The organism is Labrenzia sp. 011 (genome assembly GCF_003075075.1).
Classification (GTDB): domain Bacteria; phylum Pseudomonadota; class Alphaproteobacteria; order Rhizobiales; family Stappiaceae; genus Roseibium.
In genome coordinates this window covers 1-18,897 of sequence record NZ_QCYM01000001.1, presented here as the reverse complement: position 1 = coordinate 18,897, position 18,897 = coordinate 1, and the positions used below count along the sequence as shown (strand labels likewise).

The 18,897-nt window shown below is 60.5% G+C and carries 18 protein-coding genes; 12 read left to right on the top strand and 6 right to left on the bottom strand.

Features of this window, described 5'->3' with window-relative positions; genetic code table 11:
• Window positions 1-33: 33 nt before the first annotated feature.
• Window positions 34-693 carry a uracil-DNA glycosylase gene (locus DCO57_RS00090; protein WP_116696831.1) on the bottom strand — a complete coding sequence of 220 codons (660 nt, stop codon included), beginning with the start codon at window positions 691-693 and terminating at the stop codon, window positions 34-36.
• 9 nt (window positions 694-702) lie between these two features.
• Window positions 703-1,296 (bottom strand): NYN domain-containing protein, encoded by a 594-nt coding sequence (locus DCO57_RS00085; protein WP_116696830.1) that lies wholly within the window; start codon window positions 1,294-1,296, stop codon window positions 703-705.
• Window positions 1,297-1,700: 404 nt separating this feature from the next.
• Between DCO57_RS00085 and rpoZ the strand changes: the two genes are divergently transcribed.
• From rpoZ to DCO57_RS00030, 11 genes are all read left to right on the top strand, one after another.
• A complete protein-coding gene (gene rpoZ / locus DCO57_RS00080; protein WP_116696829.1) occupies window positions 1,701-2,102 on the top strand; it encodes a DNA-directed RNA polymerase subunit omega in 402 nt (133 codons plus the stop codon).
• A gap of 111 nt (window positions 2,103-2,213) precedes the next feature.
• On the top strand, window positions 2,214-4,460 hold the full coding sequence (locus DCO57_RS00075; protein WP_116696828.1) for a bifunctional (p)ppGpp synthetase/guanosine-3',5'-bis(diphosphate) 3'-pyrophosphohydrolase: 2,247 nt from the start codon (window positions 2,214-2,216) through the stop codon (window positions 4,458-4,460).
• A gap of 29 nt (window positions 4,461-4,489) precedes the next feature.
• Complete coding sequence (gene pyrE, locus DCO57_RS00070; RefSeq protein WP_116696827.1) at window positions 4,490-5,071, top strand: orotate phosphoribosyltransferase; 582 nt, start codon at window positions 4,490-4,492, stop codon at window positions 5,069-5,071.
• A gap of 39 nt (window positions 5,072-5,110) precedes the next feature.
• Window positions 5,111-5,713, top strand: a complete 603-nt coding sequence (locus DCO57_RS00065; protein WP_116696826.1) for a DUF2062 domain-containing protein — start codon at window positions 5,111-5,113, stop codon at window positions 5,711-5,713.
• Between the two features lie 268 nt (window positions 5,714-5,981).
• Window positions 5,982-6,734 (top strand): signal peptidase I, encoded by a 753-nt coding sequence (gene lepB, locus DCO57_RS00060; protein WP_116696825.1) that lies wholly within the window; start codon window positions 5,982-5,984, stop codon window positions 6,732-6,734.
• A gap of 46 nt (window positions 6,735-6,780) precedes the next feature.
• Window positions 6,781-7,494, top strand: a complete 714-nt coding sequence (gene rnc, locus DCO57_RS00055) for a ribonuclease III (RefSeq protein WP_116696824.1) — start codon at window positions 6,781-6,783, stop codon at window positions 7,492-7,494.
• 121 nt (window positions 7,495-7,615) lie between these two features.
• On the top strand, window positions 7,616-8,515 hold the full coding sequence (gene era, locus DCO57_RS00050) for a GTPase Era (protein ID WP_116697300.1): 900 nt from the start codon (window positions 7,616-7,618) through the stop codon (window positions 8,513-8,515).
• Between the two features lie 58 nt (window positions 8,516-8,573).
• Window positions 8,574-9,329: a DNA repair protein RecO gene (recO, locus tag DCO57_RS00045; protein WP_116696823.1), complete on the top strand. Its 756-nt coding sequence runs from the start codon at window positions 8,574-8,576 to the stop codon at window positions 9,327-9,329.
• A 120-nt stretch (window positions 9,330-9,449) separates the two neighbouring features.
• Window positions 9,450-11,702 carry a DNA topoisomerase IV subunit A gene (parC, locus tag DCO57_RS00040; protein ID WP_116696822.1) on the top strand — a complete coding sequence of 751 codons (2,253 nt, stop codon included), beginning with the start codon at window positions 9,450-9,452 and terminating at the stop codon, window positions 11,700-11,702.
• A 132-nt stretch (window positions 11,703-11,834) separates the two neighbouring features.
• A complete protein-coding gene (locus DCO57_RS00035) occupies window positions 11,835-12,998 on the top strand; it encodes an iron-containing alcohol dehydrogenase (protein ID WP_116696821.1) in 1,164 nt (387 codons plus the stop codon).
• Window positions 12,995-13,453, top strand: a complete 459-nt coding sequence (locus DCO57_RS00030) for a thioesterase family protein (RefSeq protein ID WP_116696820.1) — start codon at window positions 12,995-12,997, stop codon at window positions 13,451-13,453. The genes DCO57_RS00035 and DCO57_RS00030 overlap by 4 nt, the downstream gene beginning before the upstream one ends.
• 215 nt (window positions 13,454-13,668) lie before the next feature.
• Here the strand turns inward: DCO57_RS00030 and smpB are convergent, their stop codons facing one another.
• Together smpB and dapA are read right to left on the bottom strand one after the other, a co-directional pair.
• Window positions 13,669-14,148, bottom strand: coding sequence for an SsrA-binding protein SmpB (gene smpB, locus DCO57_RS00025; RefSeq protein WP_116696819.1), 480 nt, complete (start codon window positions 14,146-14,148; stop codon window positions 13,669-13,671).
• A 25-nt stretch (window positions 14,149-14,173) separates the two neighbouring features.
• A complete protein-coding gene (gene dapA, locus DCO57_RS00020; RefSeq protein WP_116696818.1) occupies window positions 14,174-15,052 on the bottom strand; it encodes a 4-hydroxy-tetrahydrodipicolinate synthase in 879 nt (292 codons plus the stop codon).
• 283 nt (window positions 15,053-15,335) lie between these two features.
• On the opposite strand from dapA, the gene DCO57_RS00015 reads away from it, so the two are divergent.
• Window positions 15,336-16,259, top strand: coding sequence for an alpha/beta hydrolase (locus DCO57_RS00015; RefSeq protein WP_116696817.1), 924 nt, complete (start codon window positions 15,336-15,338; stop codon window positions 16,257-16,259).
• A 131-nt stretch (window positions 16,260-16,390) separates the two neighbouring features.
• On the opposite strand, the gene DCO57_RS00010 is transcribed toward DCO57_RS00015, so the two are convergent.
• Entirely contained in the window at window positions 16,391-17,554 is a 1,164-nt protein-coding gene (locus DCO57_RS00010; protein ID WP_116696816.1) for a porin, read from the bottom strand.
• A 454-nt stretch (window positions 17,555-18,008) separates the two neighbouring features.
• Window positions 18,009-18,897, bottom strand: an 889-nt coding sequence (locus DCO57_RS00005) for a porin (protein WP_116696815.1), incomplete at its 5' end; no start/stop codon positions are given.

Below are 18,897 nucleotides of genomic sequence, written 5' to 3'. Positions count from 1 at the left end.
CCCCCTGGGGAACGGCTGCGAAAAGCGCGGCTGCTAGGGAATATGCAGGCGGATCTTGTCGAAGACGGATCTGAACATGTCTTCCGTCAGACGGCCGGTATTGGTGTTGTAGCGTGAGCAGTGATAACTGTCGAACAGGTCCATGCCGTATCCGGGCAGTTCATGCTGCGCCCCGTGGGAGAAGGGAAATCCCGCCCGCCTGAGCTCCAGCGCCGACAGGAAGGTCTCATGGGCGATCCGTCCGAGCGCCAGCACGGCGCGAATGGAGGGATTGGCGGCCAGTGTCGCCAGCAGATAGGGCCGACAGGTCCTGATCTCCTCGCCGGTCGGCTTGTTCTGCGGCGGCAGGCAGCGAACCGCATTGGTGATCAGGGCGTTCTTCAGCATCAGGCCGTCATCGAGCCGCGCGAGATAGGTGCCCTCGGCGAAGTCATAGTCCAGCAGGGTTCGGTAAAGCAGGTCGCCGGCGTAATCGCCGGTGAACGGCCGGCCGGTGCAGTTCGCCCCCTTCATGCCCGGCGCCAGTCCGATGACCAGAAGACGCGGCGAGGCCGACCCGAAAGACGGTACGGGTGCATTGTGCCAGTCGGGATGAAGCGCCTTCAGCTCGTCGCGAAAAGCGACAAGCCGGGGGCATGCGGAACAGTTCGAAGGCGGCTCGACCGGTCCCAGATCTGCGTTCGCCAGAGGCATGGGCCGGCCTTAGTAGTCGTCGTCCTCGTCATCGTCGTCGACTTCGGCGACCATCTGCGGACGCACGGGACGCTCGGACGGATCGCGACCGATCTTGTTGGCAAGACTTGCCAGGTCGATGAAGTGGTCCGCCTGCCGGCGCAGATCGTCGGCAATCATCGGCGGCTGGGTTTTCAGCGTCGAGACAACGCTGACCTTGCGGCCCTTGCGCTGCAGCGCCTCGACAAGCGACCGGAAATCGCCGTCGCCGGAGAACAGCACGATATGATCAACGGATTCGACCAGCTCCATGGCATCGACAGCGAGCTCGATATCCATGTTGCCCTTGACCTTGCGGCGACCGGCACTGTCCACGAATTCCTTCACGGGCTTCGTGATGACCTTGTAGCCGTTGTAGTCCAGCCAGTCGATCAGGGGACGAATGGAGGAATATTCCTGATCCTCGATCAGCGCCGTGTAATAATAGGCGCGCAGAAGATACGCATGTCCCTGAAATTCTTTCAGCAGACGCTTGTAGTCGATATCGAAGCCGATGGCTTTGGCCGTCGAATACAAGTTGGCTCCGTCAATGAACAAAGCAACTTTCTCTCGAGCGTCAAACATCTTATTTGAAACCTTTCCGAGTGGATATGTGCTGTTTTTCAATCCGTGACGGCGAACCCTGCTTCCCGCAGCCCGGTCCGGCTTGTCCAATGGTTTAAACAACACATATTTGCTGTGCTGAAACTGCCGATTTTTGCAGCTCCAGACAGCTTATTTTCTTGTTTTTTCCAACGATCTTTTTGATTCTTTGTCGGACCGTTGAAGTGCCCTACACCATTATATTGGAGTGCCGCAATGCAAAAGCGAGAGCCCCTTTGAAAAAACAGGCGAGAATTCAGGCAAAAGTAACTGCCTCCCCCCAAAACCGCAACTGTGCCGCCTCTGACCGGGCGGGGGGTTGCTTTTTGGAAACGTGAACACTATACGCTGGTTCTTCAAGTTCCTTAAGCCTATGGAGACGTCGAATGGCGCGCGTGACCGTCGAGGACTGCATCGACAAGGTCGAAAACCGGTTTGAGCTGGTGTTGATTGCTGCGCATCGCGCTCGCATGATTTCCAGCGGTTCTCCGCTGACCATCGATCGCGACAACGACAAGAACCCTGTCGTTGCCCTGCGTGAAATCGCCGAGCAGACCGTCAGCCCGGAAGACATGAAGGAAGACCTGATCCACTCGCTGCAAAAGTTTGTGGAAGTCGACGAGCCGGAAGCGGATGCCGTTCCGGTCGTTCCTTCCGCCGGTCAGCAGCAGGTCACCCAGGTCAATGCTGTGGACGACGGCGCGGTGGAATTCGACCGCATGTCCGAAGAAGACCTTCTGCGTGGCCTCGAAGGCCTGGTCCCGCCGGAGCGAACCGACGACGTGTGATTTTTCGTCACAGGCAGGTCTGAAGCGCACCCGGCCCCGGCTGGCGCTTCGGCCTGTTTTTTTTGTACATCCTGCTGATGCCCCGGCCGGTCGCCGGAGTCGGTTACGGCCATGATGCGTCAATACGAACTCGTAGAACGGGTTACACGCTACAATCCGGACGCGGACGAAGCCTTGCTCAACAAGGCTTACGTCTATGCCATGCAGAAGCATGGCTCCCAGATGCGCGCATCGGGCGACCCCTATTTTTCCCATCCTCTCGAAGTTGCCGCCATCCTGACCAATCTGCGTCTGGATGATGCGACCATTGCCGTCGCGCTGCTGCACGACACGATCGAGGACACCGACGCCACCCGTGCGGAAATCGACAGTCTGTTCGGCGAGGAAATCGGCAAGCTGGTCGAGGGCCTGACCAAGATCAAGCGGCTGGACCTGGTGTCCCAGAAAGCCAATCAGGCGGAGAACTTCCGCAAGCTTCTTCTTGCCATTGCCGACGATGTGCGCGTGCTGCTGGTGAAACTGGCAGACCGCCTGCACAACATGCGCACGCTTCACCACATGCCGGAACACAAGCGCGGGCGCATCGCGGAAGAAACCATGGAGATCTATGCGCCGCTGGCCGGCCGCATGGGCATGCATGACATGCGCGAAGAGCTGGAGGACATTTCCTTCCGCACCCTCAATCCGGAAGCCTATGAAACCATCACCGAACGGCTGGATGACCTGCGCGAGCGCAACCGGGACCTGATCCTGGAGATCGAAACCACCCTGACCGAACGGCTCAGCGAGCGCGGCATGGCCGCCGTGGTCAAGGGCCGCGAGAAGCGCCCCTATTCGATTTTCCGCAAGATGCAGCGCAAGGCGATCGGTTTCGAACAGCTTTCCGACATCTACGGCTTCCGGGTAACCGTCGGCACGGTCGAAGCCTGCTACCGGGTCCTGGGGGTCATCCACACGACCTGGCCGACCGTTCCCGGCCGGTTCAAGGATTACATCTCGACGCCGAAGCAGAACGACTACAAGTCGATTCACACCACCATTGTCGGCCCCTCGCGCCAGCGTGTCGAACTGCAGATCCGGACCATTTCCATGGACCGGGTCGCCGAATACGGTATCGCGGCGCATGCCCTTTACAAGGACGGTGAATTCGGCGGCCGCAACATTGCCCACTACTCGGAGGACTTTCGCGCCTTCGAATGGCTGCGGCGGACCACGGAACTGCTCGCCCAGGGCGATACGCCCGAGGAGTTTCTGGAAAACACCAAGCTGGAGCTTTTCCACGACCAGGTGTTCTGCTTCACGCCCAAGGGCCGCCTGATTGCCCTGCCGCGCGGCGCGACGCCGATCGATTTCGCCTATGCGGTCCACACCGGCATCGGCAATACCTGTGTCGGCTGCAAGATCAACGGCAAGATCATGCCGCTGGTGACAGAACTCCACAATGGGGACGAGGTGGAAATCATCCGCTCGCCCGCGCAAACTCCGCCGCCCGCCTGGGAAACCATCGCGGTGACAGGCAAGGCCCGCGCGGCCATCCGACGCGCCACACGCGAATCCGTGCGCAAGCAATATGGCGCGCTCGGCGAGCATATCCTCAAGCGGGCCTTCGCCCGGGCCGAGAAAGCCTATTCGGAAGATCTTCTGGAAGCGGTTCTGGACGAACATCACCAGGCCAGCGTCGCCGATCTGCTGGCTGCCGTCGGTAGGGGTGACCTGAGTGCCCAGGCGATCCTGAAGTCGGCGCATCCCGACTATCAGGACGAGCGGGTGGCCATTGCCGGGCCGCCGATGGAAGAAGGCTGGTTCGGCCTGAAAAAGGGACAGGGGCTGAAGTTCCGCATTCCGCCGGGCGAAGTGGACCAGGACCTGCAGGTCTCCGGCCCCGCCGATGCAAGCGGGGACGGTCCCGCCCTGCCGATCCGCGGTCTGTCCGGCGATATTCCGGTCACCTTCGCCCCCGATGGCGGCGCGGTTCCCGGAGATCGCATCGTGGGTATCTTGACCCCTTCGGAAGGATTGACCATCTATCCCATACAGTCGCCCGCCCTGAAGGAATTCGACGATCAGACCGAGCGCTGGGTGGATGTCAGGTGGGATATCGATGTCGACAATCCGGAACGGTTTCCGGCGCGTCTGAAGATCTCGGCGATCAATGAGCCCGGCTCACTTGCTACCATCGCCCAGGTGATCGGAGAAAACAGCGGAAACATCGGCAATGTGAAAATGATGCAGCGGGCGGCCGACTTCCATGAAATGGTCATCGATCTGGAAGTCTGGGACCTGAAGCATCTGAACCGGATCATCAATCAATTGCGTTCCAAACCGAATGTTTCAAGCGTCAGCCGGGTCAACGGATAGCTGCGCACCAGATTGAGGGAACATATTTTATGACACGAGACGAAGTATTGTCCCTGTTCCGGGAGGCCGGCGCGATTCTCGAAGGGCATTTCATCCTGACATCCGGGCTGCGCAGCCCGGTGTTCCTGCAAAAGGCCCGGGTGTTCATGTATCCGGACAAGACCGAGAAGCTGTGCAAGGCGCTGGCGGAAAAGATCCGGGCTTCCGGCCTCGGCAGGATCGACTATATCGTCTCCCCTGCTCTGGGCGGCCTCATTCCGGGATACGAAACCGCGCGTCATCTCGGCGTGCCGGCAATGTGGGTGGAGCGCGAGGACGGCGAATTCCGCCTGCGCCGTTTCGAGCTTCCCGAGGGAGCACGGGTCATTGTTGTCGAGGATATCGTGACAACCGGGCTCTCCAGCCGGGAAACGGTAACCTCGTTGAAATCTCTTGGTGCTGAAGTCCTCGCAGTCGCATGTCTCATCGACCGCTCGGGCGGTGAAGCGGATGCGTCCGTTCCGGTCGTCGCCCTGGCGCAATACAAGGTGCCTGCCTATGAACCGGACAAACTTCCGCCCGAACTGGCGGCCTTGCCTGCGGTCAAGCCGGGCAGCCGCGGATTGAGCTGATCAGGAACGCGCTGGAACAACGGAGATCACCTCAACCCCATGCTGTTTCGTCGAAGAAATAGGCCGACCCGTATCGAGCGCCTGCGGGTTGCCGTGTGGCCACGCAACAGCTGGGCCCGGTCGACGCGCTATTTCGGCAAACGGGTGCTGCGGCTGACGGCAACACCGCATACCATCGCCATCGGTTTCGCCGCCGGGGCCTTCGCGTCCTTCACGCCGTTGATCGGCTTTCACTTCCTGACCGCTTTCGCCCTTGCCTATGTGCTTCGCGGCAATCTTATTGCCGCCGCGCTTGGCACTTCCGTCGGCAACCCGCTGACTTTCCCCTTCATCTGGGCGCTGACCTACAAGATCGGCCAGTGGGTTCTGCACGGGCGGGCGCCGAGAGCCGACCCGCACCAGGTCCACCAGCAGTTTCAGCACGGGCTTTGGGAAAGGTCCTTCGACGCCCTGTGGCCGATGCTCAAACCGATGTTCATCGGCGCGGTTCCTCTTGGCCTGATCGTGGGAACGATTTCCTACGTGGTCGTCCTCAAGAGCGTCGAGGTCTATCAGCGCCGTCGCCGGAGGACACTCGCCGGCAAGAACGGCCGTCTTTTCCCTGCACCGGACAGGGCGATGGGGGACGACGGCGGCGCTTGAGCGCGCGCCGGACGTTTCTCGCACGCGACTGCGGCCACAACGGCGGGCTCCTGCACGCGCGAACGGACCTCTCTCCGGTCCGGGCGAGACAAAATGGCGCGGTGTTTTGCAGATCTGTCCGCGACGGACCAGTCTGTCCGTTTTTTAAGGGTATGACCATTCACGGGAAGCCATCCCCGCATTGCTTCCACTCGATTGAAGAGCTAAGAGTCCCGCTGAACAGCGGCTACTCCCTCCGGATTTCCGGACAACCTGTCTAAGGGACAATATGAGCGTGTCAGATAACAAGAAAGAAAAGGATGGCGGCCTTTATGAAACCGTGAAGGTTATCGTCCAGGCGCTTCTGCTGGCCCTGATCGTCCGGACCTTTCTGTTCCAGCCGTTCAATATCCCGTCCGGATCCATGAAGGACACGCTGCTCATCGGCGACTATCTGTTCGTTTCCAAATTCAGCTACGGCTACTCGCGTTTCTCCTTTCCCTTCGGCCTGGGTCCGTTCTCCGGTCGCGTCTTCGCTTCAACTCCGGAACGCGGGGATGTGGCTGTCTTCAAGCTTCCGACCGACACGTCGATCGACTATATCAAACGGGTGATCGGCCTGCCCGGCGACACGATCCAGGTGATCGAGGGTGTCGTTCATATCAACGGCGAACCGGTCAAGCGCGAGCGGATCGACGACTATATCGAACAGTCCCCGTCCGGCATCGTGCGCAGGGTCCCGCGGTTCCGCGAAACCCTTCCCAACGGCGTCTCCTATGACACGCTCGACCTCACGACCCGCGGACAGCTCGACAACACGCGCGAGTACAAGGTGCCCGAGGGGCATTATTTCATGATGGGCGACAACCGCGACAACTCCATAGACAGCCGGGTTCTGAGCCGCGTCGGCTATGTGCCGTTCGAGAACTTCATGGGACGCGCCGAGGTTCTCTTCTTCTCCATCAAGGACGAAACTCCGGCCTGGCAGATCTGGACCTGGCCCTGGAGCGTCCGCTGGGAGCGGATCGGCCGGACGCTTTAAGCGCCCGGTTCGGCGACCGACCCCGTTGAAGGACCAAGCAGGCCGCATGATCAAGCAACCGTTACAACAGAAGAATTCCATTTCAGCCCTGAAGGCAGCGCTGGATTACGAGTTCAAGGACCTGGAGCTGCTGCGCATTGCCCTCACGCATGCCAGCGCCCTCGCCCCTTCGGAAACGGTCGCGGGAAGCTATCAGCGTCTGGAATTCCTCGGCGACCGGGTGCTCGGCCTGGCGATTGCCTCCATGCTGCATCATCACTTTCCCAAGGCGGACGAAGGCGAACTGGCCCGGCGTTTCAACCATATGGTCAAGCGTGAGACCTGCGCGGAGATCGCCCAGGAACTGGGTATCGGCGATGCCATGCGTATCGGCCTGGCGGAGGCCCAGACCGGCGGACGCAAGAAAACCGCCCTGCTGGCCGATATCTGCGAGGCAGTGATCGCCGCGATCTATCTGGATGGCGGCTTCGAAGCCGCCGAGGCGTTTATCCAGCGCCTTTGGGAGCCGCGTATGCTATCGTGGTCCGGACCGCTCAGGGACGCCAAGACCACCTTGCAGGAATGGGCGCAGTCCAAGAGCCTGCCGACACCCCATTACGAGGTTACGAGCCGGGACGGACCCGATCATGAGCCGAATTTCACCGTTTCGGTGACCGTGCAGGGCCTGAAGCCCGGCGAGGGCAAGGGCGGCTCCAAGCGGATCGCAGAACAGAGCGCGGCCGAGGCCGTGCTCCGCCGGGAAGGCGTTTGGAAGGAATAAGAGAACCTTGAGCGACGAAGACCAGGACCCGACCTCTGCCGGTGAGCCGGATGAAGAGGACAACGGATACCAGCCTCCCAAGGGCCGGTTCGACTTTCCCCTGCCCGATCCCCTGTCGGCCATGCCATCGGACACGAAAGCCGGCTTTGTCGCCCTGATCGGGGCGCCCAATGCGGGCAAGTCCACCCTGATCAATCAGCTTGTCGGCACCAAGGTCTCCATCGTGACCCACAAGGTGCAGACCACCCGCTCCATCGTGCGCGGCGTCGCCATGCACGGCAAGGCCCAGCTGGTGTTCATCGACACGCCCGGCATCTTCAAGCCGAAACGCCGTCTGGACCGCGCCATGGTCGACACCGCCTGGGGCGGGGCCAGGGACGCCGATCTGATCGCGCTTCTGATCGATGCCCGCAAGGGCATCGACGAGGAAGTGGAAAACATCCTGAAGCGGCTGTCCGGCCAGTCGGCGCCCAAGGTCCTGATCCTCAACAAGACCGATATCGCCAAACGCGAAAAGCTTCTGCAACTGGCGCAGAAGGTCAACGACTTCACCCGCTTCGAGGAGACCTTCATGGTTTCGGCGCTGACCGGCGACGGAACCTCGGCCATCCTGGACTATTTCGCCTCAAAGGTGCCCGAAAGCCCCTGGCTTTACCCGGAAGACCAGCCCTCGGACCTGCCGCTGCGCATTCTGGCGGCCGAGATCACCCGGGAAAAGCTGTTCGAACGGCTGCATCAGGAGCTGCCCTATATTTCCACCGTCGAGACGGAGCAGTGGGAAAGCCGCAAGGACGGATCCGCCCGCATCGAGCAGACCATTTATGTGGAACGCGACAGCCAGAAAAGCATCGTGCTTGGAAAGCGCGGCCAGACCATCAAGGCCATTTCCCAGGCCGCGCGCGAGGAACTCGCCGATATCATCGGCGCGCCCGTGCATCTGTTCCTCTTCGTTAAGGTCAGGGAAAACTGGGCCGACGACCCGGAACGCTACCGGGAAATGGGGCTCGAGTTTCCGAAGTAGTTGGCACGCAGACCGGAGTGCGCCAAACTCCCCCCGGACCTGAACAGGGAAGCCGCATTTGGAATGGACCGGACGCGGGATTGTCCTGACCACCCGCAAGCATGGCGAGAACGATGTCATTCTGGAGGTGCTGACACCCGACCGGGGCCGGCACCTCGGTCTGGTGCGCGGCGGGCGCTCGAAGCGTCAGCGTCCGGTGCTGCAGCCCGGCAACGAGGTGCAGCTGGTCTGGAAAGCCCGTCTGCCGGATCATCTCGGCCAGTTCCAGATCGACCCCCTCACGCTTCGCGCCGGCGACCTGATGACCAGTTCCCTGGGACTGACCGGGGTTCAGCATCTGGCCTTCCTGGTCAGACTGCTTCCCGAACGCCAGCCCTACCCCAGCCTGTTCAGCGCCGTGAGCGTCGTGCTCGAGCACCTGAATGCGCCGGAGACGGCAGGAGCGCTCATGGTCCGCTTCGAACTGGAGCTCCTGCGGGAACTCGGGATCGGTCTCGACCTGTCCTGCTGCGCGGCGACCGGAACCCGCGAAGACCTGGCCTATGTGTCGCCGAAATCGGCGCGCGCGGTCAGCCGCGAAGCGGGCCTGCCCTTTCACGACAAGCTGCTGCCCCTCCCCCCGTTTCTCGTGGACGGCCAGCGTCAGGCGGGCAGCGAACTGACCTGGAGCGACATCACCCAGGGCTTTCATCTGACAAGCTTTTTCCTGAACCGGCACCTTCAGGAAAGCGAGGCCGGCGACAGCGGTACGCGTGCACAGCTTCTGGGCGCCCTGGAAAAACGCTACCGCGAGGACTTTCCGTGGAACTTTTAGGCAGGCGAAGCGGCTGAAAGAACTCACAGGCGGTCGAAATCCGTTGAAAATCCGCCGATCCTGCCTGTGAATGCACGCAAGCGAATTGCGCTGATTGCCCGAACCGGATAGCAAGCAGATATGGGAAAAGAGACCACACTACCGCCCGGCGGCATTGAAGGCATCAACCTGAAGGACGCGCTGGAAGAGCGCTACCTGAACTACGCGCTGTCGACCATCATGCACCGGGCCTTGCCCGATGTGCGCGACGGACTGAAGCCGGTTCACAGGCGCCTTCTCTATGCCATGCGTCTGCTGAAACTGGACCCGGGTTCGGGCTTCAAGAAATGCGCCCGTGTCGTCGGCGACGTGATCGGTAAATACCATCCCCATGGCGACCAGGCCGTCTATGACGCCCTTGTGCGGCTCGCCCAGGAATTCGCGCAGCGCTATCCGCTGATCGACGGCCAGGGCAACTTCGGCAATGTGGACGGCGATAACGCCGCCGCCATGCGTTACACCGAAGCGCGCATGACCGACACGGCCAAGCGCCTTCTGGACGGACTGGACGAGAACGCGATCGACTTCCGGGAAACCTATGACGGCGAGGACAAGGAGCCCATTGTCCTGCCCGGCGGTTTCCCGAATCTGCTCGGCAACGGCTCCTCAGGCATCGCCGTGGGCATGGCGACCTCGATTCCGCCGCACAATGCCTTCGAACTGTGCCAGGCCTGCGACCACCTGATCCGCAACCCGAACGCGGAGGTCGACGAGCTTCTGGAGCATATCAAGGGTCCCGATTTCCCGACCGGCGGGCTGCTGGTTTCCGACCAGGGCTCCATCCGGGAAGCCTATGCGACCGGACGCGGCAGCTTCCGGGTGCGGGCACGCTGGGAAGTGGAGGATCTGGGGCGCGGCCAGTGGGCGATCGTCGTCACGGAAATCCCCTATCAGGTTCAGAAATCACGCCTGATCGAGAAGATCGCCGAGTTGCTTACGGCCCGCAGGCTGCCGCTGCTTGACGATGTGCGCGACGAGTCCGCGGAAGATATCCGCGTTGTCCTGGTGCCGCGTTCACGCAATGTCGACGCCAACCTTCTGATGGAATCGCTGTTCAAGCTGACGGACCTTGAAAACAGGTTCTCGCTGAACATGAACGTGCTGTCCATGGGCAAGGTGCCCAAGGTCATGGGCCTGAAGCAGGTTCTGCGGGAATGGCTGGACCATCGCAAGGAGGTCCTGATCCGGCGCTCCGAGCACCGGCTGGGCCAGATCAATCACCGTCTCGAGGTTCTGGAAGGCTATCTGATCGCCTATTTGAATCTGGACGAGGTGATCCGCATCATCCGCGAAGAGGACGATGCCAAGGCCGAGCTTATCCGGACCTTCGAGCTGACCGACGTGCAGGCGGAAGCCATCCTCAACATGCGCCTGAGATCCTTGCGCAAGCTGGAGGAACTGGAAATCCGCAAGGAGCATGACAAGCTCTCCGCGGAGAAAGACAGTCTCACAACCCTGCTAGGCTCCGACGCGCGTCAATGGACCCGGATTTCAAAGGAAATCGCCGAAATTTCCAAGGTCTACGGACCGGAAACCGATATCGGCAAGCGCCGCACCGACAGGGCGGAGGCGCCCGAGGCGGATCTTGTCGATATCCAGCAGGCGATGATCGAAAAGGAACCGATCACCGTCATCATTTCGGAAAAGGGCTGGATCCGCGCGCTGAAGGGCCATCAGGCCGACCTGTCTTCCCTCACCTTCAAACAGGGCGACAAGCTGAAACTGTCCTTCCATGCGGAAACCACGGACAAGATCCTGATCTTCTCCACGGGCGGCAAATTCTTCACGCTCGGCGCGGACCGGCTGCCGGGCGGGCGCGGGCATGGCGAGCCGATCCGCCTGATGGTGGAAATGGACGAATCCCAGGATGTGGTGAGCGCCTTCGTGCACAAGCCGGGCCGCAATCTCCTGCTTGCCAGCAACGAGGCGCGCGGCTTCGTCGTCAGCGAGAACGATGTGATCGCAAACACCCGCAAGGGCAAGCAGGTCCTCAATCTGACCGCTCCCGCCGAAGCAACGCTTTGCGTGGAGGCCAGCGGCGACCAGGTGGCGATCATCGGTGAAAACCGGAAACTTCTCCTGTTCCCGCTCGCCCAGATCCCGCAGATGGGCCGCGGGCGTGGTGTGCGCCTGCAGCGCTACAGGGACGGCAATATCGCCGATATCCGTGTCTTCAAGGGCGAGGACGGCCTGACCTGGACCGATAGCTCCGGCCGCAGTTTCACCCGCTCCCTCGAGGAACTCGCGGAATGGCGCGGCGAACGCGGCCAGGCAGGACGCCTGCCGCCAACAGGCTTCCCGCGGTCCAACAAGTTCGGACCGGGGCGCTTGTAGGCACGAGGCAATGCAACGTTCCTGCCCTTACGGCAGGAACGTAACTTTCTCTTCTGATTCTTATGCTTTTTCTTCTCGACGGGCCCCATGCCAGCAGGCAATCTACGGGGAAAACACGGCCGGGAGGGATCGATGATCAGTGCTTTTACGTTCAATACCAGTCAGCGCATCATCTTTGAAAATGGTGCGGCGTCCGCGCTCAGCCGCCATGCCGCCGCCTTTCTTGGTGATCGCCCCCTGCTGGTGACGGATCCGGGCATTGTATCCCTCGGTCTTCAGGAACCATGCGAAATCGCCTTGCGGCAGGCCGGATGCAAGGTGGCGCGGTTTTCCGATGTCTCCGCCGATCCCCCCAGAGCACTTGTGGACAAGGCCATCATGGCGGCGAAGATCCACAGTGCGACGTCCGTCATCGGATTTGGCGGCGGCTCGTCTCTGGATGTCGCCAAGCTGGTGGCGCTGATCGCGAAAAGCGGCGAAGATCTTGATGATGCCTGGGGGATAGGCAACGCCAAAGGCCCCCGCTTGCCGCTGATCCTGGTGCCGACGACCGCAGGGACCGGCTCCGAGGTCACGCCGATTTCGATCATCACCGTGGGAACGGAAGAAAAGCGCGGTGTTGTCTCTCCACTTCTGCTTCCGGATCTGGCTGTTCTGGACCCTCTGCTGACCCTGGGGTTGCCGGGACCTGTGACGGCGGCCACCGGCGTGGACGCCATGGTACACGCCATCGAGGCCTATGCGTCGAAATCAGCCAACAACAATCCGGTTTCCAGGACACTGGCGATGGAGGCACTGAAGCTTCTGGGAGCGAACATCGAGCGTGCCGTCCGTTACCCGGCGGACAAGGATGCAAGAGGCGCAATGCTGCTCGGCTCCCTGCTGGCGGGCATGGCCTTCGCCAATTCACCGGTTGCCGCCGTGCACGCCCTCGCCTATCCGCTCGGCGGAACCTTTCACGTGCCGCATGGACTGTCCAACGCTCTGGTCCTGCCGCATGTTCTGGCATTCAACAATGCGGTCGCCGCACAAACCTACGCGGACATTGCCCCGCTCGTCTTTCCCGATCTCGCCGGTGTCGAGACCGCGCCGGAACGCGCAGCGCATTTCGCCGATCGGCTGACGGCGCTTTGCGAAAAGCTGGGGCTGCAGACCCGATTGCGGGAGCTCGGCATCGGAGAAACCGATCTGCCGAAGCTGGCAGCAGATGCCATGAAACAGACCAGGCTTCTGGTGAACAATCCCAGGGAGGTCACCGAAGCCGATGCGCTGGATATTTACAGGGCCGCCCTATGAGCTCCACCGGTTATCCACCATCTCCGCGCCCGGAACCTCTTGGGCGTGAAGTTTTCAGGGACTTCCTCGAAATCCCCACCCGGTGGATGGATGTGGATATCTACGGCCATGTGAACAACGTACAGTATCTGAGCTTTTTCGACACGGCGGTAAACAGCTGGTACGTGAAAAACGGCATTCTTGAGCCGGCGAATAGTCCGCAGATCTTTCTTGTGGTCGAGACCGGCTGCCACTATTTCAACGAGCTGAATTTTCCGGATGTGATCACGGCAGGCCTGAAACTGGAAAAAATCGGCTCAAGCTCGGTGGTTTTCCAGGTTGGACTGTTTGCCGGAACAGCCTCCACAACCGCTGCCCATGGGCGGTTCGTGCATGTTCATGTCGACCGAGTTTCCCGGCGCCCCGTGCCGATTCCGGAGCAAAAACGGACAATTCTCACCCGTTTGACGGCCTGACGGGCGCCTCGTCTGCGGTCTGGCACCTGCCGGCAACCGCTCACAGTTTCCGCACAGGAAAAGCTCTGGAGAAATCCGTCAGGCGCCGCGGTCTACACACAGGAAACTCACAGCTTTTACCCATCTTTTCAACAGGATACGCACAGGTCGGGCACTCCGTCCCCTGCCGGAGCGCTCATGCCTGGACGTTTGCAAGCCCGCGGATCGGGACGGACTCAGCCGGCGTTCTTCATGATACGCGACTTCTCCCGGTCCCAGTCGCGCTTCTTCTCCGTTGCCCGCTTGTCGTGCAACTTTTTCCCGCGCGCCACGGCCAGCTCCAGCTTGGCACGACCCTGGTCGTTGAAATACAGCTTGAGCGGAACGATCGTCTTGCCGTCCTTCTGGACGGCACCGGCCAGCTTGCCGATTTCGCGTTTGTGCAACAGCAGCTTGCGGGGCCGGCGCGGTTCATGGTTGAACCGGTTGGCCTGAAGATACTCGGGAATATAGACGTTGTAGATCCAGACCTCGCCGCCACGTTCGGCCGCATAGGATTCGGCGATATTCGCCTTGCCGTTGCGCAGGGATTTCACTTCCGTGCCCTTCAGCTCGATCCCGGCTTCCAGCGTATCCTCGATCTCGTAGTTGAACCGGGCTTTCCGGTTGTCGGAAATGATGGTCCGTCCCGGAACGCCCCCTTTTTTCGGAGCCATTTTTATCCTTCCGAGCTATCCCTGCTCAATTGACCAGTCCGGCATGCGCCATTGCACTGCGAACTTCAGCTTGCGCCGCTTCGGAAATCGGCACCAACGGCAGGCGCAGCTCTTCATCGACCCTGCCAAGCAGCGAGAGGGCGTATTTCGCGCCGCCCGGGCTCGGCTCCAGGAAGAGTGCACGGTGCAAGGGAGCCAGACGGTCCTGGTATTCCAGCGCTTTCCTGAAATCCCCGGCCAGCATGGCGGCCTGAAATTCCGCACACAAGCGCGGCGCGACATTCGCGGTCACCGAAATGCAGCCCACTCCGCCATGCGCATTGAAGGCCAGGGCGGAGATGTCCTCGCCGGACAGCTGAATGAAGTCCTGGCCGCACAGATGGCGCTGGCGGCTTGCCTTTGCAAGATCGGCGGTCGCATCTTTCACACCCTTGATGTTCTCGCAGGTCTCGAAAAGCTCCGCCATGGTTTCCGGCGTCATGTCGATGACGGAGCGGCCCGGGATGTTGTAGATGAGGATCGGCAGACCGACAGCATCGTTGACTGCCCTGAAATGGGCCTTCAGACCGGCCTGGTTCGGCTTGTTGTAATAGGGCGTGACGACCAGGAGAGCGTCGGCTCCGGCCTTTTCCGCATATTGGGCGAAATCGATCGCCTCCACGGTGTTGTTGGACCCCGCACCCGCGATGACCGGAACACGGCCCGCAGCCGCTTCCACGCACAATTCGATAACCCGCTTGTGCTCATCATGCGTCAGCGTCGGGCTCTCGCCGGTGGTTCCCACCGGGACAAGGCCCGTGGACCCTTCGGAAATCTGCCATTCGACGAAGTCCTGAAACCGTTTCTCATCAAGCGCTCCGTCCTTGAACGGGGTAATCAGCGCTGGAATGGAGCCTTTGAACATCTCGGTTTCCTCTTGGATGAAGCTTTCGGCGGCTGCGATGTGTACTTTGCCGGTTTCAATGGAGGCGCACCATACTCATCTGCCGGTCGGGGGGCAATGCTCCGCTCGTCATTCCGGCCCGGCTTCGCGACATTTCTCGCCCGTGTTGCCATTTTTCAGCCAGCAGCGGCCCGCGACATAAATGCATCAGGCATATAAGGGGTCTTCCTATTGGCGGGCACTCGGAAAGGCCTCTATCCTTGCCGCATACAGCCCTTATACGAATATGGCGCGGGAGGCGCAGATGACCATTGGCCTGAAGACAGTGGCGACGGGTTCCGAACCGGTTCCGGTACCCAGCCGGTTTACCTGGAAGAGCCCGGACGGCCTCACACTGGCGGGATACGAATGGCGCCCTGCCCGGCAGACAGCGGAGACGACCACGTCCCCCATCGCCGTTCTATGCCTCCCCGGTCTTTCAAGAAACACACGCGATTTCAATGATGTGGCTAAATTTCTTCAATTCGTCGGTCATCATGTGATCGCCCTGGATTACCGGGGCAGAGGCATGAGCGAATGGGACCCCGACTGGCGAAACTATGATCTGACCATCGAGGGCCACGACATCGACGCGGCGATTGCCCATCTTGGCCTGGACCGGTTTGCCGTCCTGGGGACATCCAGAGGCGGCATGCATGCGTTTGCCATGGCCGGCCGCTATCCGGCGGATCGCATGGCGGCGGTGATCCTGAACGACATCGGTCCCCATATCGAGATGCGGGCCATTCACCGGATTGCGGCAACGCTCGGACACAACATGACGCATGCCTCGCTGGAAGAGGTGGCGATTTCGCTGCAACGAACACTCGGGCAGCAGTTCCCCGCGTTTCAGATGGCAGACTGGCGAAAATTCGCAGGTCAAATCGCGTCCGTTTCCGACGGCCGGGTTGTCCTGGACTACGATCCCGCTCTCGCGCGGCAGCTGGCGAGCCTCGACGATGCGGGGCCCGTCGCCGATCTCTGGCATTTATACGAAAAACTGACTGACCGCCCGGTGCTCATTCTCCGTGGAGAACATTCCGATCTCCTGAGCGAAGAGACCTGCCGGCGAATGCTGGATACCCATCCGAATGCGCGCCTGAAAACGGTTCGGGAACAGGGACATGCCCCCATGCTCTGGGAACGCGAAACACACGAGGAAATCGCCCGCTTTCTGAAGGGGCTCTGATCCGTTCACCGCGTCCGAGTGCCCTGCCCTGACGCGCGTGCGGTCAAAATTCGTGACGTTTCCCTGAAACGAACAAAAGAAAACCCGGCGTTTCCGCCGGGTTTTCCCTCAAACCTCAAGATAAGGATTGATTAGAAAGTGCGCTGCATACGAACACCGAAGAGGAGTTCGTCGGTGTCGCCAGTGTTGTCATAGTCGGTGTTGGCGTAACCAACATCAGCACCCATGACGAAGCCGGAGACCGGCTCCCACTGTACGGAACCGTCGATTGCATAACGGGTCACGTCGTTCAGGCCAGCAGCTGCGTCAACATCGAGGTAAGAACCGTCGAGTGCGAGGCCGATGGTGGACGTTGCCTGGATGTAGGCACCAGCGGACAGGGAGTAACCGGTAGAAGTGTCACCCGAGCCGTTGCTGTCAGCTACACCGCCGAAGGTGGAGATGTAGGCCATTGCGCCGTCGCCGTAGAAACCCTGGAAGAAGATGTTGGAACCAGGAGTAACCATCGGCAGGTTAACGACAACACCACCGCCGACTGCAAAGCCCATTTCGTCTTCGCCGCCATTGTTGTTGGCGTTAGCAGCTGCATCCGGATAGACCTGATGCAGAACACCGGACAGCTGTGCGGAACCCCAACCCTGGGAGATGCCGAGAGCTGCAACAACGTCCGGAGCACGCGTGCCGCCGTAGTTGACTACGCCGCCGCCAGCTACAGAACCGGTCGTTTCGCGGCTGGAGCGATCTTCAAGAGCGATGGTTGCGGAGAAGCCGTTGCCGAAAGCAGCGGTGTAGGCAACCTGGTTCACGGTCACGTCGGACCAGTCACGATTGACAACACCGATGAAAGCCTGACCGGTGAAGATGTCGAAGTTCGACGTCAGACGACCAGCTGTCAGACCGCCCCACTGGATGTAGGCGTTGTCCATGGTGAAGCCGGAAGCATCGCCATTGGAGGAGTCACCATACATGGAGACGTATGCGCGCAGCGTACCGAATTCGGTAGCCGTACGGGCGTCGAGGTACAGGTAACCACGAGCCAGCCAGGAGTAACCGTCAGAATCGCGGTCAGACCAGTTGCCGTCTTCCAGAACGTTGTTGGCTACGATCTGGGTACGAACACGGCCGCCAACGCGGAGGCAGGTTTCGGTGCCCGGGATGTAGTAGAAGCGTGCGCCGTAAGCGTCACAGACGCGAACGTAATCGACCGGCTCCGGAGCAACCGGAAGATCGGCTGCCTGGGCGGTGGTGGCTGTAGCAACTGCTGCAGCGCCGAGCATCAAGCTCTTGAGTTTCATATCTGACCTCCAATCAGTCATTTCAATTGGCACTAACAAATGAGTACCATTGTCCCCGCGAATTAAGTCTGTGTTTGCCACCGATCGAAGGTTGGACGTCCGAGGTATGCAAACCAGTGCGGCTCGAAGCCGCTCGCATGGATGACCATACCCATCCGCTTTCCCGGTTCAACATCGAAAACGCTCTCCCCCCTTCAGGCGGGCTGCTTTCAAATGCCGGTGTGGCGCGAATGTCACAAAAACGGAGGGGAAATTTACACTCTGTTAGGAAACAGCCCGGGAAAGAGCCTCTTTGAGCCCTTTCAGGACACGGCCGGAGCGATTCAAGTGCTCCGTTTCCGCCTTCTGCACAGAATCACAAAAGGGGACGGCCCGGCAGATTGGAGCCTGCCGGGCCGCATGACTGACTGGAGTTCAGAGCGTCTTCAGTCAGAGTCTGATTCTAATCGTGCGATTAGAACGTACGCTGCATACGAACACCGAACTTGAGTTCGTCCTGGTCGCCAACAGTGTCGTAATCGGTGTTGGCGTAACCAACGTCAGCACCCATGACGAAGCCGGAGACCGGCTCCCACTGTACGGAACCGTCGATTGCGTAACGGCTCACGTCGTTCAGGCCAGCAGCTGCGTCAACATCGAGGTAAGAACCGTCGAGTGCGAGGCCGATGGTGGACGTTGCCTGGATGTAGGCACCAGCGGACAGGGAGTAACCGGTAGAAGTGTCACCCGAGCCGTTGCTGTCAGCTACACCGCCGAAGGTGGAGATGTAGGCCATTGCGCCGTCGCCGTAGAAACCCTGGAAGAAGATGTTGGAACCAGGAGTAACCATCGGCAGGTTAACGACAACACCACCGCCGACTGCAAAGCCCATTTCGTCTTCGCCGCCATTGTTGTTGGCGTTAGCAGCTGCATCCGGATAGACCTGATGCAGAACACCGGACAGCTGTGCGGAACCCCAACCCTGGGAGATGCCGAGAGCTGCAACAACGTCCGGAGCACGCGTGCCGCCGTAGTTGACTACGCCGCCGCCAGCTACAGAACCGGTCGTTTCGCGGCTGGAGCGATCTTCAAGAGCGATGGTTGCGGAGAAGCCGTTGCCGAAAGCAGCGGTGTAGGCAACCTGGTTCACGGTCACGTCGGACCAGTCACGATTGACAACACCGATGAAAGCCTGACCGGTGAAGATGTCGAAGTTCGACGTCAGACGACCAGCTGTCAGACCGCCCCACTGGATGTAGGCGTTGTCCATGGTGAAGCCGGAAGCATCGCCATTGGAGGAGTCACCATACATGGAGACGTATGCGCGCAGCGTACCGAATTCGGTAGCCGTACGGGCGTCGAGG